Annotated in this window: 5 protein-coding genes; all 5 read left to right on the top strand. The window is 65.0% G+C overall.

Annotation, left to right across the window (positions count from 1 at the left end):
• The first annotated feature begins 79 nt into the window (after positions 1 to 79).
• Positions 80 to 2650, top strand: a complete 2571-nt coding sequence (locus AC07R0_RS18075) for an amino acid adenylation domain-containing protein (RefSeq protein WP_495105860.1) — start codon at positions 80 to 82, stop codon at positions 2648 to 2650.
• Positions 2651 to 2654: 4 nt separating this feature from the next.
• Positions 2655 to 10523 carry an amino acid adenylation domain-containing protein gene (locus tag AC07R0_RS18070; RefSeq protein WP_495105859.1) on the top strand — a complete coding sequence of 2623 codons (7869 nt, stop codon included), beginning with the start codon at positions 2655 to 2657 and terminating at the stop codon, positions 10521 to 10523.
• Positions 10520 to 15487 carry an amino acid adenylation domain-containing protein gene (locus AC07R0_RS18065; protein ID WP_495105858.1) on the top strand — a complete coding sequence of 1656 codons (4968 nt, stop codon included), beginning with the start codon at positions 10520 to 10522 and terminating at the stop codon, positions 15485 to 15487. Before AC07R0_RS18070 ends, AC07R0_RS18065 begins: the two co-directional genes overlap by 4 nt.
• A gap of 18 nt (positions 15488 to 15505) precedes the next feature.
• Positions 15506 to 16570, top strand: a complete 1065-nt coding sequence (locus AC07R0_RS18060) for a GNAT family N-acetyltransferase (RefSeq protein ID WP_495105857.1) — start codon at positions 15506 to 15508, stop codon at positions 16568 to 16570.
• Positions 16571 to 16802: 232 nt separating this feature from the next.
• On the top strand, positions 16803 to 18134 hold the full coding sequence (locus AC07R0_RS18055; RefSeq protein ID WP_495105856.1) for a lysine N(6)-hydroxylase/L-ornithine N(5)-oxygenase family protein: 1332 nt from the start codon (positions 16803 to 16805) through the stop codon (positions 18132 to 18134).
• Positions 18135 to 18199 lie beyond the last annotated feature (65 nt).

The following is an 18199-nucleotide window of genomic DNA, read 5'->3' as shown; positions in this document are numbered from 1 at the left end:
CGGCACTAAAAATGTGCTTGCTTGGTTCGTCTTCACACTGTGCAGCCGTCATTTGGGCTGCGATACATGAGACGACACCATGATTGCGAGCGAGTTTGAGCAGCACCTTTCCTATTGGCGTGCGCATTGGAAGCAGGGGCATCCTGAATTGGTTTTGCCGTACGACAGGCCTCGCCCGACGCTGCCATCGCGCCTGATGCGGCGCCATGTCTTCACGTCAGATGTGCAGGTAGGGCGGGGTGGCGAACTAACCTTGCTGGCGGCTTTTTTGGCGATATTGCACCGCTACAGCGGCCAGGCGGATATTCGTATCGCGGTGCCCGGCGAGAAGGCTTTCTTGCTGTTGCAGGCCTCTCCTGTGGCGCAGCAATCTTTTGCAGATCTTCGGCAAGCGGTAGGCCTTGCCTTGGCGGCAAGTCGCGGCCACCCGATGCACTTGGATGTGCTTTGGCGAGCCATGGAAGGCGATCAGCAGGCCGCTGTGGTGCGCGTAGCCTTCTGTCCGTCTGGATGGCCTTTGTCTGATTTGGAACTGTTTGACTGGGTGCTACAGACCGAGGAATATGCCGACGGCAAGCTAACGTGCACATTGGTCTACGCGTCCGAGCTGTTCGAAGCAGCGACAATAGAGCGCCTGGGCGCACACCTGGGCGCGCTGCTGGCACACGCCAGCCAGGCCCCCCACACCCGGCTGGACCAACTGCGCCTGCTCAGCCCCACTGAGCTGCACCAACAGCAGCACTGGAACGCCGCCGCCCTGCACCCACAGCTGCCTGCCTTCACTCCACTCCCCCAGGCCCTGGGCACCCAGGCCCACACCCTGGGCCCCCGAGTTGCCCTGCGCCAGGGCGACACCGTCGTCAGCTGGCACGACCTGGAAGAACGCTCCAACTGCCTGGCCCACCGCCTCCTCGCCCACGGCGTAGGCGCCGAAGTCCGCGTCGGCCTCAGCATGCAGCGCAGCCCGGACATGGTCATCGCCCTGCTGGCCATCCTCAAAGCCGGCGGCGCCTTCGTCCCCCTGGACCCCGGCTACCCATCGGAGCGCCTGGCCTATATGTGCCAGGACGCCGGCATCCGCCACCTGCTCACCCAGCGCGGCCTGGACACCCCCTGGGTACAGACACAGACCGACAGCCTGGACATCCTCTGCATCGAAGACACCGAAGGGGTATGGCCCGCCACCGCACCCGCCGTGGCCATCCACCCCGCCCAAAGCGCCTACCTCATCTACACCTCCGGCTCCACCGGCCAGCCCAAAGGCGTCTGCGTCGAACACGGCCCCCTGGCCCGGCACTGCCAGGCCATAGGGCAGCGCTACCAGATGGGGCCGCAGGACAAAGTCCTGCACTTCGCCTCTATCAACTTCGACCTGGCCCATGAATACTGGCTCATGCCCCTGCTGTTCGGAGCCGAGCTCCTCATCAGCGACCCCAGCCTGTGGAGCCCGGCCCAGGCCTGCACCCAGATGGCCCGCCACGGCACCACCGTCGCCGCCTTCCCCCCCAGCTACCTGGTCCAGCTGGCTGAAGCCGCCCACAGCTTGCTGCAGCATCCTGCGCCGGATACCCCGGCCCTGGCCCTGCGCGTTCTCGCCTTTGGTGGCGAAGCCCTGTCGCGCGAACACTTCGAACGCGTGCGCCAGGTCTTCGCCCCGGCCACCCTGATCAACGGCTACGGCCCCACCGAAACCGTGATCTCCCCCATGCTGTGGACCACCATCCCGGACAGCGATCCGGCACAGTGGCAGCACAGCCCCTATCTGCCCATAGGCACAGCCGTGGGCAACCGCAGCGCCGGGGTGCTGGACGACAGCCTCAACCCCTTGCCCGTGGGGGTGGCCGGAGAACTCTACCTGGGTGGCCCCGAGCTGGCCCGCGGCTACCACCAGCGCCCTGGCCTGAGCGCCGAACGCTTCATCCCCGACCCCTGGGGCCAGGGCAGCCGCCTGTACCGCACCGGCGACCAGGTCCGCTGGAGAGCCGACGGCGGCATGGACTACCTGGGCCGGCTGGACCACCAAGTCAAGCTGCGCGGCCTGCGCATCGAACTGGGCGAGATCGAAGCCCGGCTGCTGGCTTGTGCGGGCGTACGTGAAGCTGCGGTTGTGGTGCAAGGGGAGGGCGTTCACGCGCAGCTGCTGGGCTATTGGGTGGCCCAGCAGCAAGAGCAGCAGCAAGAACCACTGCAAGAAGAACAGCTGCGCCAGCAACTGGCGCAGCAACTACCCGAATACATGGTGCCGGCGCAGCTGATACGGCTGGACGCCTTGCCGGTGACGGCCAACGGCAAGCTGGACCGGCGCTCGTTGCCGGCGCCACAGCCGCGAGCGCAGGAGAGGGCGTACCGGGCTCCGCGTACGCCGATGGAGCAGGCCTTGGCGGCGATCTGGGCCGAGGTGCTGCAGCTGCCGCGTGTGGGGCTGGATGAGCATTTCTTTGCGCTGGGGGGGCATTCCTTGCTGGCTACTCAGGTCTGTGCCCGGGTCCGTATCCAGCTTGTCGTGGACCTGTCTCTTGCCGTATTTTTTGAACACCCCGTCCTTGCAGATATGGCCGCCGTACTGGCGCGTGAAGCAGGTGCATCGCAGCAAAGCGAAGCGCAAGACCTGCTGGATATGCAAGCACTGCTAGAAGCCCTGGAGAGTTGAACCCATGACCCCCATCCAAACCCCCGTGCCCACTGATTCCCAACTTGGCCAGTCAACCGATGTGCAGCACAACATGAAAGCCGAAATGGCCCGCCGCTTCATGGCATTGCCGGCGGCCGCGCGGCAAAGCTTTCTGCAAACCCTGGCACAGAAAGGCGTGGACTTTTCTCGTCTGCCTATCGTGCCCACCAGTGCAGGCACGGTATTGCCTTTGTCGTTTGCGCAGCAGCGGGTGTGGTTTCTGGAGCAGATGGAGCCAGGTAACGCGGCCTACCATATTCCCGCGATGCTGCGCCTGACGGGCCAGCTCAACCATGCCGCATTGCAAGCCAGTCTGGATGCCTTGGTGGCTCGGCATGCGGCTTTGCGCACCACCTTCCACGCCAGTGTTGATGGGCAGGCGCAGCAGCGCATCCACGCGCCGTTGCCATTGATTTTGGCTCACACGGACCTGTCGGACTTGGACGCAACTGCCCAACAGCGGGAAATGGAACGCTGGGCCGCGCTGGAGACGGGCCAAGCTTTTGATTTGTCCACCGGGCCGCTACTGCGTGCACGTTTGCTACGTCTTAGCGCGACGGAACACCGCCTGCTGTTGGTTCAGCACCATATCGTTTCCGACGGCTGGTCGGTCGAGTTGCTGTTGCGTGAGTTTGCGACCTGCTACCGGGCGTTTTGCGAAGTCGGGCAGCCGGCTCTGCCCGATCTGCCCATACAGTACGCCGACTACGCACTCTGGCAGCGGCATTGGTTGGAGGCGGGCGAAAGAGAGCGCCAGCTTGCATGGTGGCGTGATGCGCTGGGCGACGAGCATCCGGTGTTGGCCTTGCCGCTGGACCGGCCTCGCCCTGCTGTGCGCAGCTTGCAAGGTGCGCGCCATGTGTTTGCACTGGACGCAGCTTTGTCCGACGCGCTGCGCGCCTTGGCGCAGCGCAATGGCGCCACTCTTTTCATGCTGCTGCTGGCGGCCTACCAATTGCTGTTGTCGCGCTTGTGCGGCCAGAAAGATGTGCGTGTAGGCGTGTCGGTCGCCGGCCGGTCGCGGCCTGAAACGCAGGGGCTGGTGGGCTTCTTCGTCAATACCCAGGTATTGCGTGCCCAACTGAACGGAGCGCTGCGCTTCGAAGATTTCTTGGCGCAGGTGAAGACGGCAGTTCTGGGTGCGCAGGCGCACCAGGACCTTCCCTTCGACGTGCTGGTGGACGCTTTGCAGGTAGAGCGCAGCCTGAGCCACAACCCGCTGGTGCAGGCCAAGTTCACCCAGCAGATCGCGTTGCCCCAAGGGATCGAATTGCCCGGCCTGCGGCTGCAGTTGCTGCCATTGCCAGACCATGCCGCGCGGTTTGATCTGTCGTTGGATGTAACCGATAGCCCGCAGGGCATCGATGCGGTTTTCAGCTACGCCACGGCCTTGTTTGACTCTGCGCGCGTTGCCGGCTTTGCGCAGGCCTATACCCATTTGCTGGCGGAAATCGCAGCCGGACCGCAAGCCTGTTTGGCCGCGTTGACGCTGCCACTTGCGCCTGCTGACTTCATGCTGCGTGCGGAAACCTTGGATTGCGCGGACTTCAGCGTGCTGGGTGCCTGGGCGCGGAGCGTGGCTGCCCATCCGGATGCTGCGGCTGTGCGCTTTGAAGATCAAACAATCAGCTTTGCTGAACTGGACGCAGCCTCCAACCGTTTGGCCCGCTACCTACGGGCCCGTGGCGTGGGCGCGGAGCAGCGGGTCGCCGTGTGCGCGCCGCGTTGTCCCGCGCTGGTGCTGGGCTTGTTGGCGGTGCTGAAGGCAGGGGCGGCCTGCTTGCCATTGGACCCCTTGCTACCTGCCGAGCGCATGGCATTTTTGCTGCGGGACGCGGATGTGCAGTGCGTACTGGCCGATAGTGCCGGTATGTTGGCCACGCAGGCTGCGGGTGCAACTGCCATTTCCCTGGGGGACGAGGCGGTATGGAACACTTTGGATGCCAGCCCGCTGGCTTTGCGCCCGGAGCCGAGCAGGGCGGCCTACCTCATCTACACCTCGGGTTCCACCGGTCAGCCCAAGGGCGTGGTGGTTAGCCACGGCGCCTTGGCCGACTATGTGGTGGGCATGCTGGCCCGGCTGGAGCTGGCACCGGGCGAAAGCATGGCGATGGTGTCTACCGTCGCGGCCGATCTCGGCCACACGGTGCTGTTTGGTGCCTTGTGTTCCGGGCGTTTGCTGCACCTGGTTTCTGCGGAGCGGGCTTTCGACCCGGACAGTTTTGCAGCCTATATGGTGCAGCACCAGGTGGGCGTGTTGAAGATCGTACCCAGCCATTTGCAAGGTCTGCTGCAGGCGGACCGCCCTGCGGATGTGCTGCCGCGCCATGCTTTGGTGCTGGGCGGTGAGGCCCTGCCCTGGGAGCTGTACGACAAGCTGGTGCAACTGCGCCCCGACTGTCGCGTCTTCAACCACTATGGCCCCACCGAAACCACGGTCGGCATCCTCACCCAGGATGCTGCTTTGGCGGACCGCAGTGGCTCGGCCAGCGTACCGGTGGGAGCGCCGCTGCCCAATGGGCAGGCATATGTGCTGGATGCCGACCTGAACCCCGTGCCCTTGGGCAGTGCGGGTGAGCTGTATCTGGGTGGCCCCGGCCTGGCGCGTGGCTACCTGGGGCAGCCCGGGCTGACTGCTGAGCGGTTCATTCCCCACCCTTATGCGCAGGGTGCGCGTGTGTACCGCACCGGCGACCGGGTGCGTTTGCTGGCCAGCGGGGCGGTCGAGTTCTTGGGCCGTGTCGACGAGCAGGTCAAGATACGCGGCTACCGGGTAGAGTTGTCCGAGGTGGCCGTGGCGCTGCGGGCCTTGCCCGGTGTAGCTACAGCCGAAGTGCAGGCCATGGCTTTGCATGGTGACGCCAACCACCGCCAGTTGCTGGCCTATCTGGTACCCGCCAACGGCTGCAGCCTGGATATGGCGGCGCTGAAAAACATGTTGGCACATCGTCTGCCAGATTACATGTTGCCCAGCTATTGGATGACGCTGGAGCGCATGCCGCTGACGGCGAACGGCAAGCTGGACCGCAAGGCCTTGCCCCTGCCGCAGCAGTCTGCCAGCAGCAGCCATGCACCCATGTCGGATACAGAGCAGATTTTGGCGGGCATCTGGAAAGCAGTGCTGGGCCTGGAAGAGGTGGGCCTGAGCGATAACTTCTTCGAGCTCGGCGGCGACTCCATACTCAGTCTGCAAATCATTGCCCGCGCCCGCAAGCAGGGCTTGAAGCTCACGCCCAAGCAGCTGTTTGAAAATCAGACCGTGGCAGCCTTGGCGCGCGTGGCGCAACCGGTGTCGGCACCTACTTTTGTGCCCGCTGCGACCCCGTCACTAGGCACGCTTGTGCTGACGCCTGTACAAAAGAATTTCCTGGCCTTGGACATCGCACAGCGGAGCCACTGGAACCAAGCCCTGCGCTTCGAAGTACGCGAGTACCTGGATGCGCGTTGCCTGGGCCAGGCCCTTGCCGCCCTGCGCGCCCAGCACGAGGCTTTGCGTTGCCGCTATCGGCAAGCGGCGGACGGGCAGTGGCAAGCACATGCAGACACACCGCATGGCACCGATGAAATCCTGTGGGTGCGCGACGTAGCGGATGCTGCTGCGTTCGACCAGCTGTGTGACCAGGCGCAGCGCAGTCTGGATATTCATGGCGGTGTGCTCATGCGCGCAGTGTTGGCGAACCAGGCCAATGGCACACAAGGCTTGTTCATGGCCATCCACCACCTTGCCGTGGACGGCGTGTCCTGGCGCGTGTTGCTGGAGGATATGGAAACCGCCTACCATCAGATACAGGCGGGCGCCCCCGTAAATTTGGCTGCGCCGGGCACTTCTTGTGCAGCCTGGGCGGCATTGCTGGAGCGCCATGCACAGACGGATGCCATGGCCGCCGAACTGCCGTACTGGCGGACCCTTGCCGACTACCGGGGTACCGAGCCACCCCGCGATATGTCTGCCACGACCGGGCTGGTGCGCGATGCCGCCCAGGCCGTAGTGCACCTGGACCGCGACACCACCCAGCGTCTACTGAAGCTGGCGCCTGCGGCCTACCGCACCCAGGTCAACGACCTGTTGCTCACTGCTCTGGCACGCGTGCTGGGCCGTTGGATGAACGTGCCCGAGGTGTTACTGGAGCTGGAAGGCCATGGCCGTGAGGCGCTGTTCGATTCGGCGGATCTCTCGCGCAGCGTGGGCTGGTTCTCCAGCCATTTCCCGGTACGCCTGGCGGTGGAGGAAGATGATGGCGTAGCCATTTGCAGCGTCAAGGAAACCCTGCGTGGCGTGCCGAACAAGGGCATTGGCTTTGGCCTGCTGCAATCGCTGGCGCCGCCGGCGCTGCGCGAGCAATTGGCTGGGCTGCCCCAGCCGAGGGTCACCTTCAACTACCTGGGCCAGTTTGATTCCACCGTGTCAGGCGGCGTGTGGTTGCGCCCAGCGTTCGGCCAGTCGGGTGCCGAGCGGGATGGCAGTGGCCCCTTGTCGAACTGGCTGGCGATCCATGGCCAGGTTGCAGATGGTGTGCTGTCGCTGACCTGGGTGTACAGCCGTGCCATGTACCACCCGCATACCGTGCAAGCACTGGCAGATGCCTATGGTGCTGCGTTGACAGAGTTGGTTGCGCATTGCTGCGCGCCCCAGTCCGGCGGCTTGACGCCCTCCGACTTTCCATTGGCTGCGCTGCAGTCTGCCGAGCTGCAGCAGTTGCCCGCCAACGCGCGCGAAGTGCAGGACATCTACCCCGCCACTGCGCTGCAGCAAGGCTTCTTGTTCCACAGCTTGCTGGAACCGCAGCAGAGTGCCTATGTCAACCAGCTGGCGATGAGCTTGACCAATCCCGATGTGCAGCGTCTGGCCTCAGCTTGGCAGGCGGCAGTGGAGCAACACGATATTTTGCGCACAGCCTTCTGGCATGAAGGCCTGGCGCAACCGCAGCAGGTGGTGCACCGCAGCGCCCGTTTGGAGATGGCGCACTACGACTGGCGCGACCGAGCCGACCAGGCTACGGCGCTGCAAGACCTGGGGCTGGCAGAGCGCCAACGCCCGTTTGTGCTTACCGCGCCGCCGCTGATGCGCCTGGCCCTGGTGCGTTTGAGCGACAGCCTGTACCGCCTGGTCTGGACCCGGCACCATTTGCTGTTGGACGGCTGGAGTACAGCCCAGCTGTGGACCGAGGTGTTGAACCACTATGCCGGTGTGCCGGTGCAGCATGTATCCCGGCTGCGCTACCGCGACTACATTGCCTGGCTGGCGCACCAGGACATGCAAGCCAGCCGCGGCTTCTGGCAAAGCCGTCTTGCCCAGCTGGATGAACCGATGCTCTTGGCTGGTGCCATGGCGGCACAGCGGCATAGCGGCACCGGCTATGGCCGCTGGCACGCCGGCTGGAGCATTGCTGAAACCGCAGACCTGCAGCGCTGCGCCCGCGCCGCCCGCGTGACTCTCAATACCCTGGTCCAGGGGGCCTGGGCTTTGCTGCTGCAGCGTTATACCGGCAAGAAAACCGTGGTGTTTGGCGCAACCGTTGCAGGGCGCCCGGCCGAGCTGCCTGGCGTGGAGCAAGTCCTGGGCCTGTTCATCAACACCTTGCCCGTGGTTTTGACGCCGCAGGCCGCGCAATCGGCTGGCGATTGGCTGCGCAGTGTGCAGGCCGAAAACCTGGCTTTGCGCGAGCATGAACATACGCCTCTGTTCGAGATCCAGCGCTGGGCCGGGCAGGGCGGCCAGGCGCTGTTCGACAGCCTGATCGTGTTTGAGAACTACCCGGTGGGCCGTGAGTGGACCGAGCGTGGCGCAGCTTCTCTGCACTTCTCGGACCTGGTGAATACCGAATCCACCAGCTATCCGCTGACCCTGGTGGTTACCCAGTCAGATAGCTTGTCCATCGAGTATGGCTTTGACCAGGCACACTTCAGCCTGGCGGAGGTGCAGCGCCTGCATGCCCATCTGGTCGTTTTGCTGAGCGGATTGGTGCAGGATGCGCAGCGCCCCGTGGGCACACTGGCGTTACCCGCCGCAGCGGAACAGCTGCAGCTGGCCGCGTGGAACGCCACCGATACCCGCTATGCGGACGACAGTGCGGTGCACCGCTGTTTCGAACGCCAGGCGCAGCGGCAGCCCGAAGCCATCGCGCTGCTGTTCGGCGATATGCGTATGAGCTACCGCAGCCTGGACCAGCGTGCCAACCAGCTGGCGCACCGACTGTTGGACCTGGGCGTACAGCCTGACGCCTGCGTGGCTATCTGCATGGAGCGCTCGTTGGATCTGGTGGTCAGCTTGTTGGCCGTGCTCAAGGCGGGTGCAGCCTATGTGCCGCTGGACCCGGACTATCCGGCAGAGCGCCGGGCCTACATGCTGCAAGATGCCCAACCCGCCCTGGTGCTGACGCACAGCGCCTTGCGCGCCAGCCTGGCAGCCGGCGTGGCCCCCGTGCTGTGTCTGGACCAGGAGGACTTGTCCACACAGCCCATGGAGCGGCCCGCGCGCGAGGTATATGCCGAGCAACTGGCCTACTTGATCTATACCTCGGGCTCCACCGGCCGGCCCAAGGGCGCGGGCAATACCCACGGCGCTTTACGCAACCGCTTGCAGTGGATGCAAGAGGTGTATTGCCTGGATGCCTCGGACACGGTGCTGCAGAAAACGCCGTTCAGCTTCGATGTATCGGTGTGGGAGTTCTTCTGGCCCTTGATGGTGGGCGCGCGCCTGGCGATTGCGGAGCCAGGGGCACACCGCGACCCGGCGCGCCTGGTAGACCTGGTGACGCAGCACGGAGTGACCACTCTGCACTTTGTGCCTTCTATGCTGCAGGCCTTCATGGCCTATGAGGGCTGTACGACGTGCAGCAGCCTGCGCCATATCGTGGCCAGCGGTGAGGCCTTGCCCGCCGAGCTGGCCGCGCGGGTGCGGCACAGCCTGCCGCAGGTGGGTCTGCACAATCTGTATGGCCCGACCGAGGCCGCCATCGACGTCACCCATTGGACCTGCCAGGGCGACGATGGCAGTACCGTGCCCATCGGCAAGCCTATTGCCAATACCCAGATCCACATCCTGGACGACGCGCTCAATCCTCTGCCGCCGGGCGTGGCGGGCGAGCTGTACATTGGCGGCGCAGGCTTGGCCCGTGGCTACCATGCGCGGCCCGCGCTCACGGCCGAGCGCTTTGTGCCAGACCCGTTTCGCAGCGGTGCGCGGCTATACCGTACGGGCGACCTGGCGCTGTGGCGCGATGATGGCGTAGTCGAATACTTGGGGCGGTTGGACCACCAGGTCAAGCTGCGTGGCTTACGCATCGAGCTGGGCGAGATCGAAGCCCGGCTGCAGGAGCACCCTGCCGTACGCGAGGCCGTGGTGGTCGCGCATGGTGGCGACACCTTGATCGGCTATGCCGTGCTGCAGCAAGATGTGGCGCAGTCCACGCTGCTGGAATTTCTGGCTGTGCAACTGCCTGCCTTTATGGTGCCCGCGCAGTTACTTGTTCTGGAGCGCATGCCACTCACGCCCAGTGGCAAGCTGGACCGCAAGGCCCTGCCGGACCCGGTATGGAGCAGCCGCGACAGCTATGCCCCGGTGGGCGATACCGAGCAACGCGTGGCGGCACTATGGTGCGAGCTGCTGGGGCTGGATGCCATTGGCCGTGGCGACAACTTCTTTGCCTTGGGGGGGCATTCGCTGCTGGCGACGCGGGTGGTGTCACGCCTGAAGGCCGAGCTGCAGGTCAGCGTGCCATTGCGCCGGCTGTTTGAAGCAGCCACTTTGGCCGGATTTTCCGTGGCAGTGGACGAGGCGCGCAGCAGCGCTTTGAACGACACCCAACTGGATGCACTGGATGCCTTGTTCGGCGCCATGGAGGAGGCATGAGCCAGCCCCGCTTGCTGCAACTGGCGTGCCGATTTGCCGAGCTGGCACCGGCACAGCGCCAGATTTTCCTGCAACGCCTGGTGGAGCAGCATATCGACTTCAGCCTGTTGCCCATTCCACCGCGTATCGACGGTGGCGCGCCGCTGCCCGCCTCGTACGCGCAGGCCCGGCTGTGGTTCTTGTGGCGCATAGACCCGTTGAGCCCGGCCTACAACATGGCGGGCCGGCTGAAGCTCAGCGGTGCTCTGGATACCGCCGCATTGGCCGCCAGCCTGAATGCATTGGCCGCTCGCCACGAGGCCTTGCGCACCAGTTTCTCTGCGGGGCCGGAAGGCGAGGCACTGCAGACCGTGCGTCCGGCCGCACCGGTAGCAATCCGCCATTTGGACATGGCGGGTGCAAGGCCGGAGCAGATACAAGCCGAGGCCGAGGCGGAGGCCATGCGTCCGTTTGATCTGGCCAGTGGGCCGTTGTGGCGTGTGGTTTTGCTGCGCTGCGGTCCGCAGGAACACCTGCTGCTATTGACGCTGCACCACATAGCGTCCGACGGCTGGTCCGCGCAGCTGATGTTGGCCGAACTGGCACAGGGCTATGCGGCAGCGGGTCTTGGCCGCCCGGCAGAGCTGCCGCGTTTGCCTATCCAATACCCGGACTTCGCGCTGTGGCAGCGCCATTGGCTGGAGGCTGGCGAGGGCGCACGCCAGCTGGAATGGTGGCGCAAGACGCTGGGTGACACGCATCCGGTGCTGGCTCTGCCGCAAGACCGGCCCCGGCCCGCCGCGCCTTTGCTGACGGGTGCGCGCCACCGGTTTGTCGTGCCCGGTGATGTGGTCGGTGCTTTGCGGGCGCTGGCCCAGGCGCAGGGCGCTACGCTGTTTATGGTTTTGCTGGCCGGCTTCAAGGCTGTGCTGTACCGCTACAGCGGCGCCAGGGATGTGCGGGTGGGGGTGCCGGTGGCCGGGCGCAATCGGGCCGAAACCGAGGGCCTGGTAGGTTTCTTCATCAATACCCTGGTGCTGCGCACCCAGCCCGTGGGGCAGCAGCCGTTCGTGGACTTGCTGGCCGATGTCAAGCATGCCCTGCTGGGCGCAGAGGCGCACCAGGACTTGCCTTTTGAACAACTGGTCGAAGCCCTGCCCGGCGCACGCAGCGGTAGCCACCACCCGCTGTTCCAGGTCATGGCCAACCACCAAAGCCATGGCCCGACACCCCAATGGCCCGGCTTGCAGGTGGAAGAGGTGTCTGAGGGCAACCCGGTGGCCAAGTTTGATCTCACGCTGTCCAGCGAGGAATATGCCGACGGCAAGCTAGCGTGCACGCTGGTCTACGCCTGCGAGCTATTCGAAGCGGCGACAGTAGAGCGCCTGGGCGCACACCTGGGCACCCTGCTGGCACACGCCAGCCAGGCCCCCCAGACCCGGCTGGACCAACTGCGCCTGCTCAGCCCCACTGAGCTGCACCAACAGCAGCACTGGAACGCCGCCGCCCTGCACCCACAGCTGCCTGCCTTCACTCCACTCCCCCAGGCCCTGGGCACCCAGGCCCACACCCTGGGCCCCCGAGTTGCCCTGCGCCAGGGCGACACCGTCGTCAGCTGGCACGACCTGGAAGAACGCTCCAACTGCCTGGCCCACCGCCTCCTCGCCCACGGCGTAGGCGCCGAAGTCCGCGTCGGCCTCAGCATGCAGCGCAGCCCGGACATGGTCATCGCCCTGCTGGCCATCCTCAAAGCCGGCGGCGCCTTCGTCCCCCTGGACCCCGGCTACCCATCGGAGCGCCTGGCCTATATGTGCCAGGACGCCGGCATCCGCCACCTGCTCACCCAGCGCGGCCTGGACACCCCCTGGGTACAGACACAGACCGACAGCCTGGACATCCTCTGCATCGAAGACACCGAAGGGGTATGGCCCGCCACCGCACCCGCCGTGGCCATCCACCCCGCCCAAAGCGCCTACCTCATCTACACCTCCGGCTCCACCGGCCAGCCCAAAGGCGTCTGCGTCGAACACGGCCCCCTGGCCCGGCACTGCCAGGCCATAGGGCAGCGCTACCAGATGGGGCCGCAGGACAAAGTCCTGCACTTCGCCTCTATCAACTTCGACCTGGCCCATGAATACTGGCTCATGCCCCTGCTGTTCGGAGCCGAGCTCCTCATCAGCGACCCCAGCCTGTGGAGCCCGGCCCAGGCCTGCACCCAGATGGCCCGCCACGGCACCACCGTCGCCGCCTTCCCCCCCAGCTACCTGGTCCAGCTGGCTGAAGCCGCCCACAGCTTGCTGCAGCATCCTGCGCCGGATACCCCGGCCCTGGCCCTGCGCGTTCTCGCCTTTGGTGGCGAAGCCCTGTCGCGCGAACACTTCGAACGCGTGCGCCAGGTCTTCGCCCCGGCCACCCTGATCAACGGCTACGGCCCCACCGAAACCGTGATCTCCCCCATGCTGTGGACCACCATCCCGGACAGCGATCCGGCACAGTGGCAGCACAGCCCCTATCTGCCCATAGGCACAGCCGTGGGCAACCGCAGCGCCTGGGTGCTGGACGACAGCCTCAACCCCTTGCCCGTGGGGGTGGCCGGAGAACTCTACCTGGGTGGCCCCGAGCTGGCCCGCGGCTACCACCAGCGCCCTGGCCTGAGCGCCGAACGCTTCATCCCCGACCCCTGGGGCCAGGGCAGCCGCCTGTACCGCACCGGCGACCAGGTCCGCTGGAGAGCCGACGGCGGCATGGACTACCTGGGCCGGCTGGACCACCAAGTCAAGCTGCGCGGCCTGCGCATCGAACTGGGCGAGATCGAAGCCCGGCTGCTGGCTTGTGCGGGCGTACGTGAAGCTGCGGTTGTGGTGCAAGGGGAGGGCGTTCACGCGCAGCTGCTGGGCTATTGGGTGGCCCAGCAGCAAGAGCAGCAGCAAGAACCACTGCAAGAAGAACAGCTGCGCCAGCAACTGGCGCAGCAACTACCCGAATACATGGTGCCGGCGCAGCTGATACGGCTGGACGCCTTGCCGGTGACGGCCAACGGCAAGCTGGACCGGCGCTCGTTGCCGGCGCCACAGCCGCGAGCGCAGGAGAGGGCGTACCGGGCTCCGCGTACGCCGATGGAGCAGGCCTTGGCGGCGATCTGGGCCGAGGTGCTGCAGCTGCCGCGTGTGGGGCTGGACGAGCATTTCTTTGCGCTGGGGGGGCATTCCTTGCTGGCTACTCAGGTTTGTGCCCGCGTGCAGCGCCATATGGGCCTGCCCGTGCCCTTGAAGCTGCTGTTCCAGGCGCCGACACTGGGCGACTTCGCGCAGCGCGTGGCCACCGAATGCCACAGCGAGGTGCTGGCGCCTATCCCGCGCCGTATGCCCGATGTGCCGGTGCCGCTGTCCCATGCGCAGCAAGGCTTGTGGTTCTTGTGGCGTAGCGATCCGAATGATGCAGGCTATAACATTCATAGCGCATTGCGCTGTAGTGGTGCGCTGCAGCGGTCTGTTTTGCATTCAAGCCTGAATGCGTTGGTGGCACGGCATGGCGCACTGCGCAGCAGCTTTCCTGCGGGCCGCGACGGCCGGCCGGTGCAGTGCATCGCCCCACCCGCGGCGGTGGCGCTGGCCCAGGTGGATGTATCGCAGTGGCCGGCCGTTGCGCGCGAGGCGGAGGCGCGGCGTCTGGCGGAGGAGGAGGCGTTGCAGCCTTTTGACCTGGAGCGGGGGCCGTTGCTGCGTGCGCGGCTGCTGCGTCTGGGCGCCGAAGACCATGTGCTGCTGCTGACCATCCACCACATCGTGGCCGATGGCTGGTCCATGGGCCTGGTGTTTGATACCTTGATGGCGCTGTACCGCGCCGAGCTGCAAGGCCATGCCGCCACGCTGCCCGAGCCGACGCTGGACTACGCCGACTACTGTGTCTGGCAGCAACAGGAGGATCGCGTGCCGGTTGCCGATCTGGCGTACTGGCGTGCCCAGTTGGTGGCCTTGCCAGCCTTGGTATTGCCGGTGCCGCCGGATGCGCCAGCCCAGCCTGGCATGCGGGCTGAACAGCTGCTGTTTGCGCTGGATGCTGCACTGGTGCAACAAACGCGCAGCCTGGCGCAGAGTTGGGGCATGAGCCTGTCCATGCTGCTGCAAGCTGTCTTCCATGCCTTGTTGTACCGGCATACCGGGCAGGCCGACCATTGCATCGGCATTCTGGCGTCCAACCGCGACCGGGTGGAAACCGAGGCCCTGGTAGGCCTGTTTCTTAATGCCCAGCCCGTGCGTGCCCGCGTCGATCCAAGTCAGAGTTTTGCCGTGCTGGTGCGGGCCGTGCAAGACAGCTTGCTGGGCGCGCAAGCCCATGCCGGCCTGCCATTTGCACAGCTGGTGCAGACCCTGCGGGCAGAGCGCGTGCCGGGGCGCAACCCGGTGTTCCAGGTGCTCTACAACTATTTGCGGCCCCGCGTGGAAAGCCTGTCCACCCTGCCGGGCTTGCGGCTGGAGGATTTTCCCGTACCCCGGCGCAACGTGGTGTTCGACCTGGAGCTGGATGTTGCCGAAGACGCAGGTGGCCAGGTCCGTGGCGCTTTCTCTTATGCGCTGGAGCGGGTGGATGCCAGCTTTGCGCATACCCTCTGGAGCGACTATCCGCGCCTGCTCGCAACATTGGTGGCCACCCCGGACCAGGCATTGCACGCCAGCCTGGGACCGGTCGCACCAGTGCGTACCAGCCGCTCGCCCAAAGCATCCGCCCACTTGCCACGGCAGTCAGCGCTGGAAGTCAGTCTGACCACCCTCGTGGCGCAGGTGCTGGGTTTGCCTGCGCTGCAGCCGCAGGACAACTTTTTTGCCCAAGGGGCGAGTTCGCTGCGCTGTGTGCAACTAGTCGCGCAAGCACGCCAGCAGGGTATTGCGCTGCGCCTGGCCGACGTATTCCATCACCAAACCGTGGCCGAACTAGCCGCTGCGCTGGGGGCACGCACTGCCACCGCCAGCCCGGCATGGGCCTGATCACACCCAAGGAAAAACATGCAAGAAAACCTCTCACTGGAATACCACTTCGCTCTGGACGGCGGCACGCGCATCTGCACCCTGCTGCAAACCTCCACTGTGGAGGTGCAGCTGGATGGGCAGGCGGCCATGGTCATGGCGCTGGGCGTGCGCGAAGGCGCCATCCGCCGCGCTGCCGTCATGGCCTGGCAGCCTGCAGATGCGGCACAGCGGCGTTGGTCCTTGCTGGCTGCGCTGCACGCTGTGTTTGCGTCAGACGCAGCCGTGGTGGCGTTGGAGCTGGATTTTTCGGATTACGCGGAGGCGCTGCCCGCCTTGCTGCGCCAGGGTCTAGCCGTGGCTGCGGCCAACGGAACGGTGCAGATGCCGCGCACCAGCCTGCAGCAGCAGCCCGAGCTGTGGCTGCACGGCAGCAGCAGTGCGGCCTACCCCTTGGACTATGTGATGAGCCAGGGCAAACGCCACCCACGCCGCCCGCCACAAACCGCGGGCACGGTGTACCAGCGCTTCATCCCCTGGCTGAACCAGTGGTTGAGCCTGCGTACGCTGGATGCGCAAGCGGATCTGGAGCCTTTCCACCGCTGGATGAACCACCCGCGCGTGGCGCACTTCTGGGAGGAGCAGGGTGACCTGGACAAGCACCGCGCCTTCATCGCCAATGCCCTGGCTGACCCGCATGTGCACCCGCTGGTGGCTTGCCTGGACGGCCGGCCGTTCGCTTACTACGAGGCCTATTGGGCCAAGGAGGACCGCATCGCGCCGTTCTACCCGGTGGGCGACCACGACCGCGGCATCCACATGCTGGTGGGTGAGGACTGGGCCCGTGGTCCGCAGTACGTGGCCGCCTGGCTGCCCTCGTTGACGCATTACCTGATGCTGGACGATCCGCGCACCCAGGCCGTGGTGTGCGAGCCGCGTGCCGACAACGCCCGCATGGTTGGTTATCTGCAGCAGTACGGTTTTGCCTACCTGCGGCAGTTTGACTTTCCGCACAAGCGGGCCGCGCTGCTGGTGCTGGAGCGCGAGGTGCATGCGCAGGGGCAGTGGTTAGCGGGTCCGCATGGGCAGACGGTGCTGGCTTAGTCTTAGACACAAAAACTTCAAGCTTTTTAGGCCTCTAGCGCAGATAACAACTGCGCAAGCAGCTATTGTTTTTGTAGTGAATAGCGCGTAACCCGGTAAACGCTGCCTGCGAATTATTTGCATTTGGCATTAAATATTTGCCCTGGCCGTTCGTCATGTTCATGTATTTGCTAGCAGCAAGGTGCACGCAGCCCGGCGTGCATTCCTGCCTATTTTTGGCAAAAGGATGAACATGGGTATTTCTAGCGTCGAGCACGATTTCATTGGTATTGGTTTTGGTCCGTCCAACCTGGCCATCGCCCTGGCGATGGAAGAGTCGGCCAATCCGCGCAAGAAGGCGCTGGACTGCTGCTTTATTGAAAAGAAGCCGGAGTTCGTCTGGCACGGCAGCATGCTGCTGGAGGGCAGCGACATGCAGGTGTCCTTCCTCAAGGACCTGGCCACGCTGCGCGATCCGACCAGCCACTTCACCTTCATCAACTACCTGCATGAAAAAGGGCGGCTCAAGGAGTTCATCAACTTGAAGAGCTTCTTTCCCTCGCGTATTGAGTACAACGACTATCTGCAGTGGGTGGCCGGGCACTTCGACCATCTCTGCCACTACGGCGAAGAGGTGGTGGATGTGGAGCCGGTGCGTGAAGGCGAGCAGATCACCCGTTTGCGCGTGCATTCACGCGGTCTGGACGGTCGCAGCTACGCGCGCACGGCGGGCAATATGGTGTTTGGCATTGGCGGCGTGCCGGCGATTCCGGCCGCTTTTGAAGCGCTGCAAGACGCCCGCGTGTTCCATGCCGCGCACTATCTGGAGCGGCTGGATGCCCTGGTGCACAGCCAGGGCACGCCGCGGCGCATTGCGGTGCTGGGCGGTGCGCAGAGCGCGGCCGAGGTGTACCTGGATCTGGTAGGGCGCTTTGGCGATGCCGAGGTGACCTTGATCACCCGTGGCGATGTGCTGATGCCGGCGGACGACAGCCCGTTCGTGAACGAGATCTTCCATCCGCAATTTACCGACGTTATCTACCAGCAGCCGCAGGACGTGCGCCGCGCCACGCTGGAGCGCTTTCGCAGTACCAACTACTCGGTGGTGGACCTGGACCTGATCCAGCAAATCTACAAGCTGCTGTACGAGCAGCGGGTGCGCGGTGTGCAGCGCTGCCAGCTGTGGTCCGGCAAGGAGGTGACGCAGGCGCGTGCCACCGGTACGGGCATCCAGCTGGCTTTACGCCACCAGACCAGCGGGGCGACGGAGCAAGCCGAATTCGATGCCGTGGTGCTGGCCACCGGCTACCGGCGCGACGACCATAAACGCTTGCTGGGCGGCTTGGCCGAATACATATCCGATGGCTACACCGTGGGGCGTGACTACCGCCTGCATACCACGAAGAACTTCTTGCCCCGGATTTACCTGCAAGGTTGCTGTGAAGACAGCCACGGCTTGAGCGATACCTTGTTGTCGGTGCTGGCCGTGCGTTCCGTGGAAATTCTGGAATCGATGCTGGCAGACCGGCCGGAGCGCAGCCGCACGGTGCCAGGCGCCAAAGCGGCGCTGCCGGTCGCCGTGTGATGCGGCTCTAGCCGCTTTCTTCTTTTTTCGCGTTGTGAGTGCCTGCTTCAGGCGCTCACTTTTTG

This window comes from Rhodoferax sp. GW821-FHT07F03 (assembly GCF_059418745.1).
The sequence above is the reverse complement of the archived record's forward strand: the minus strand, read 5'-3'. Positions and strand labels throughout refer to the sequence as shown.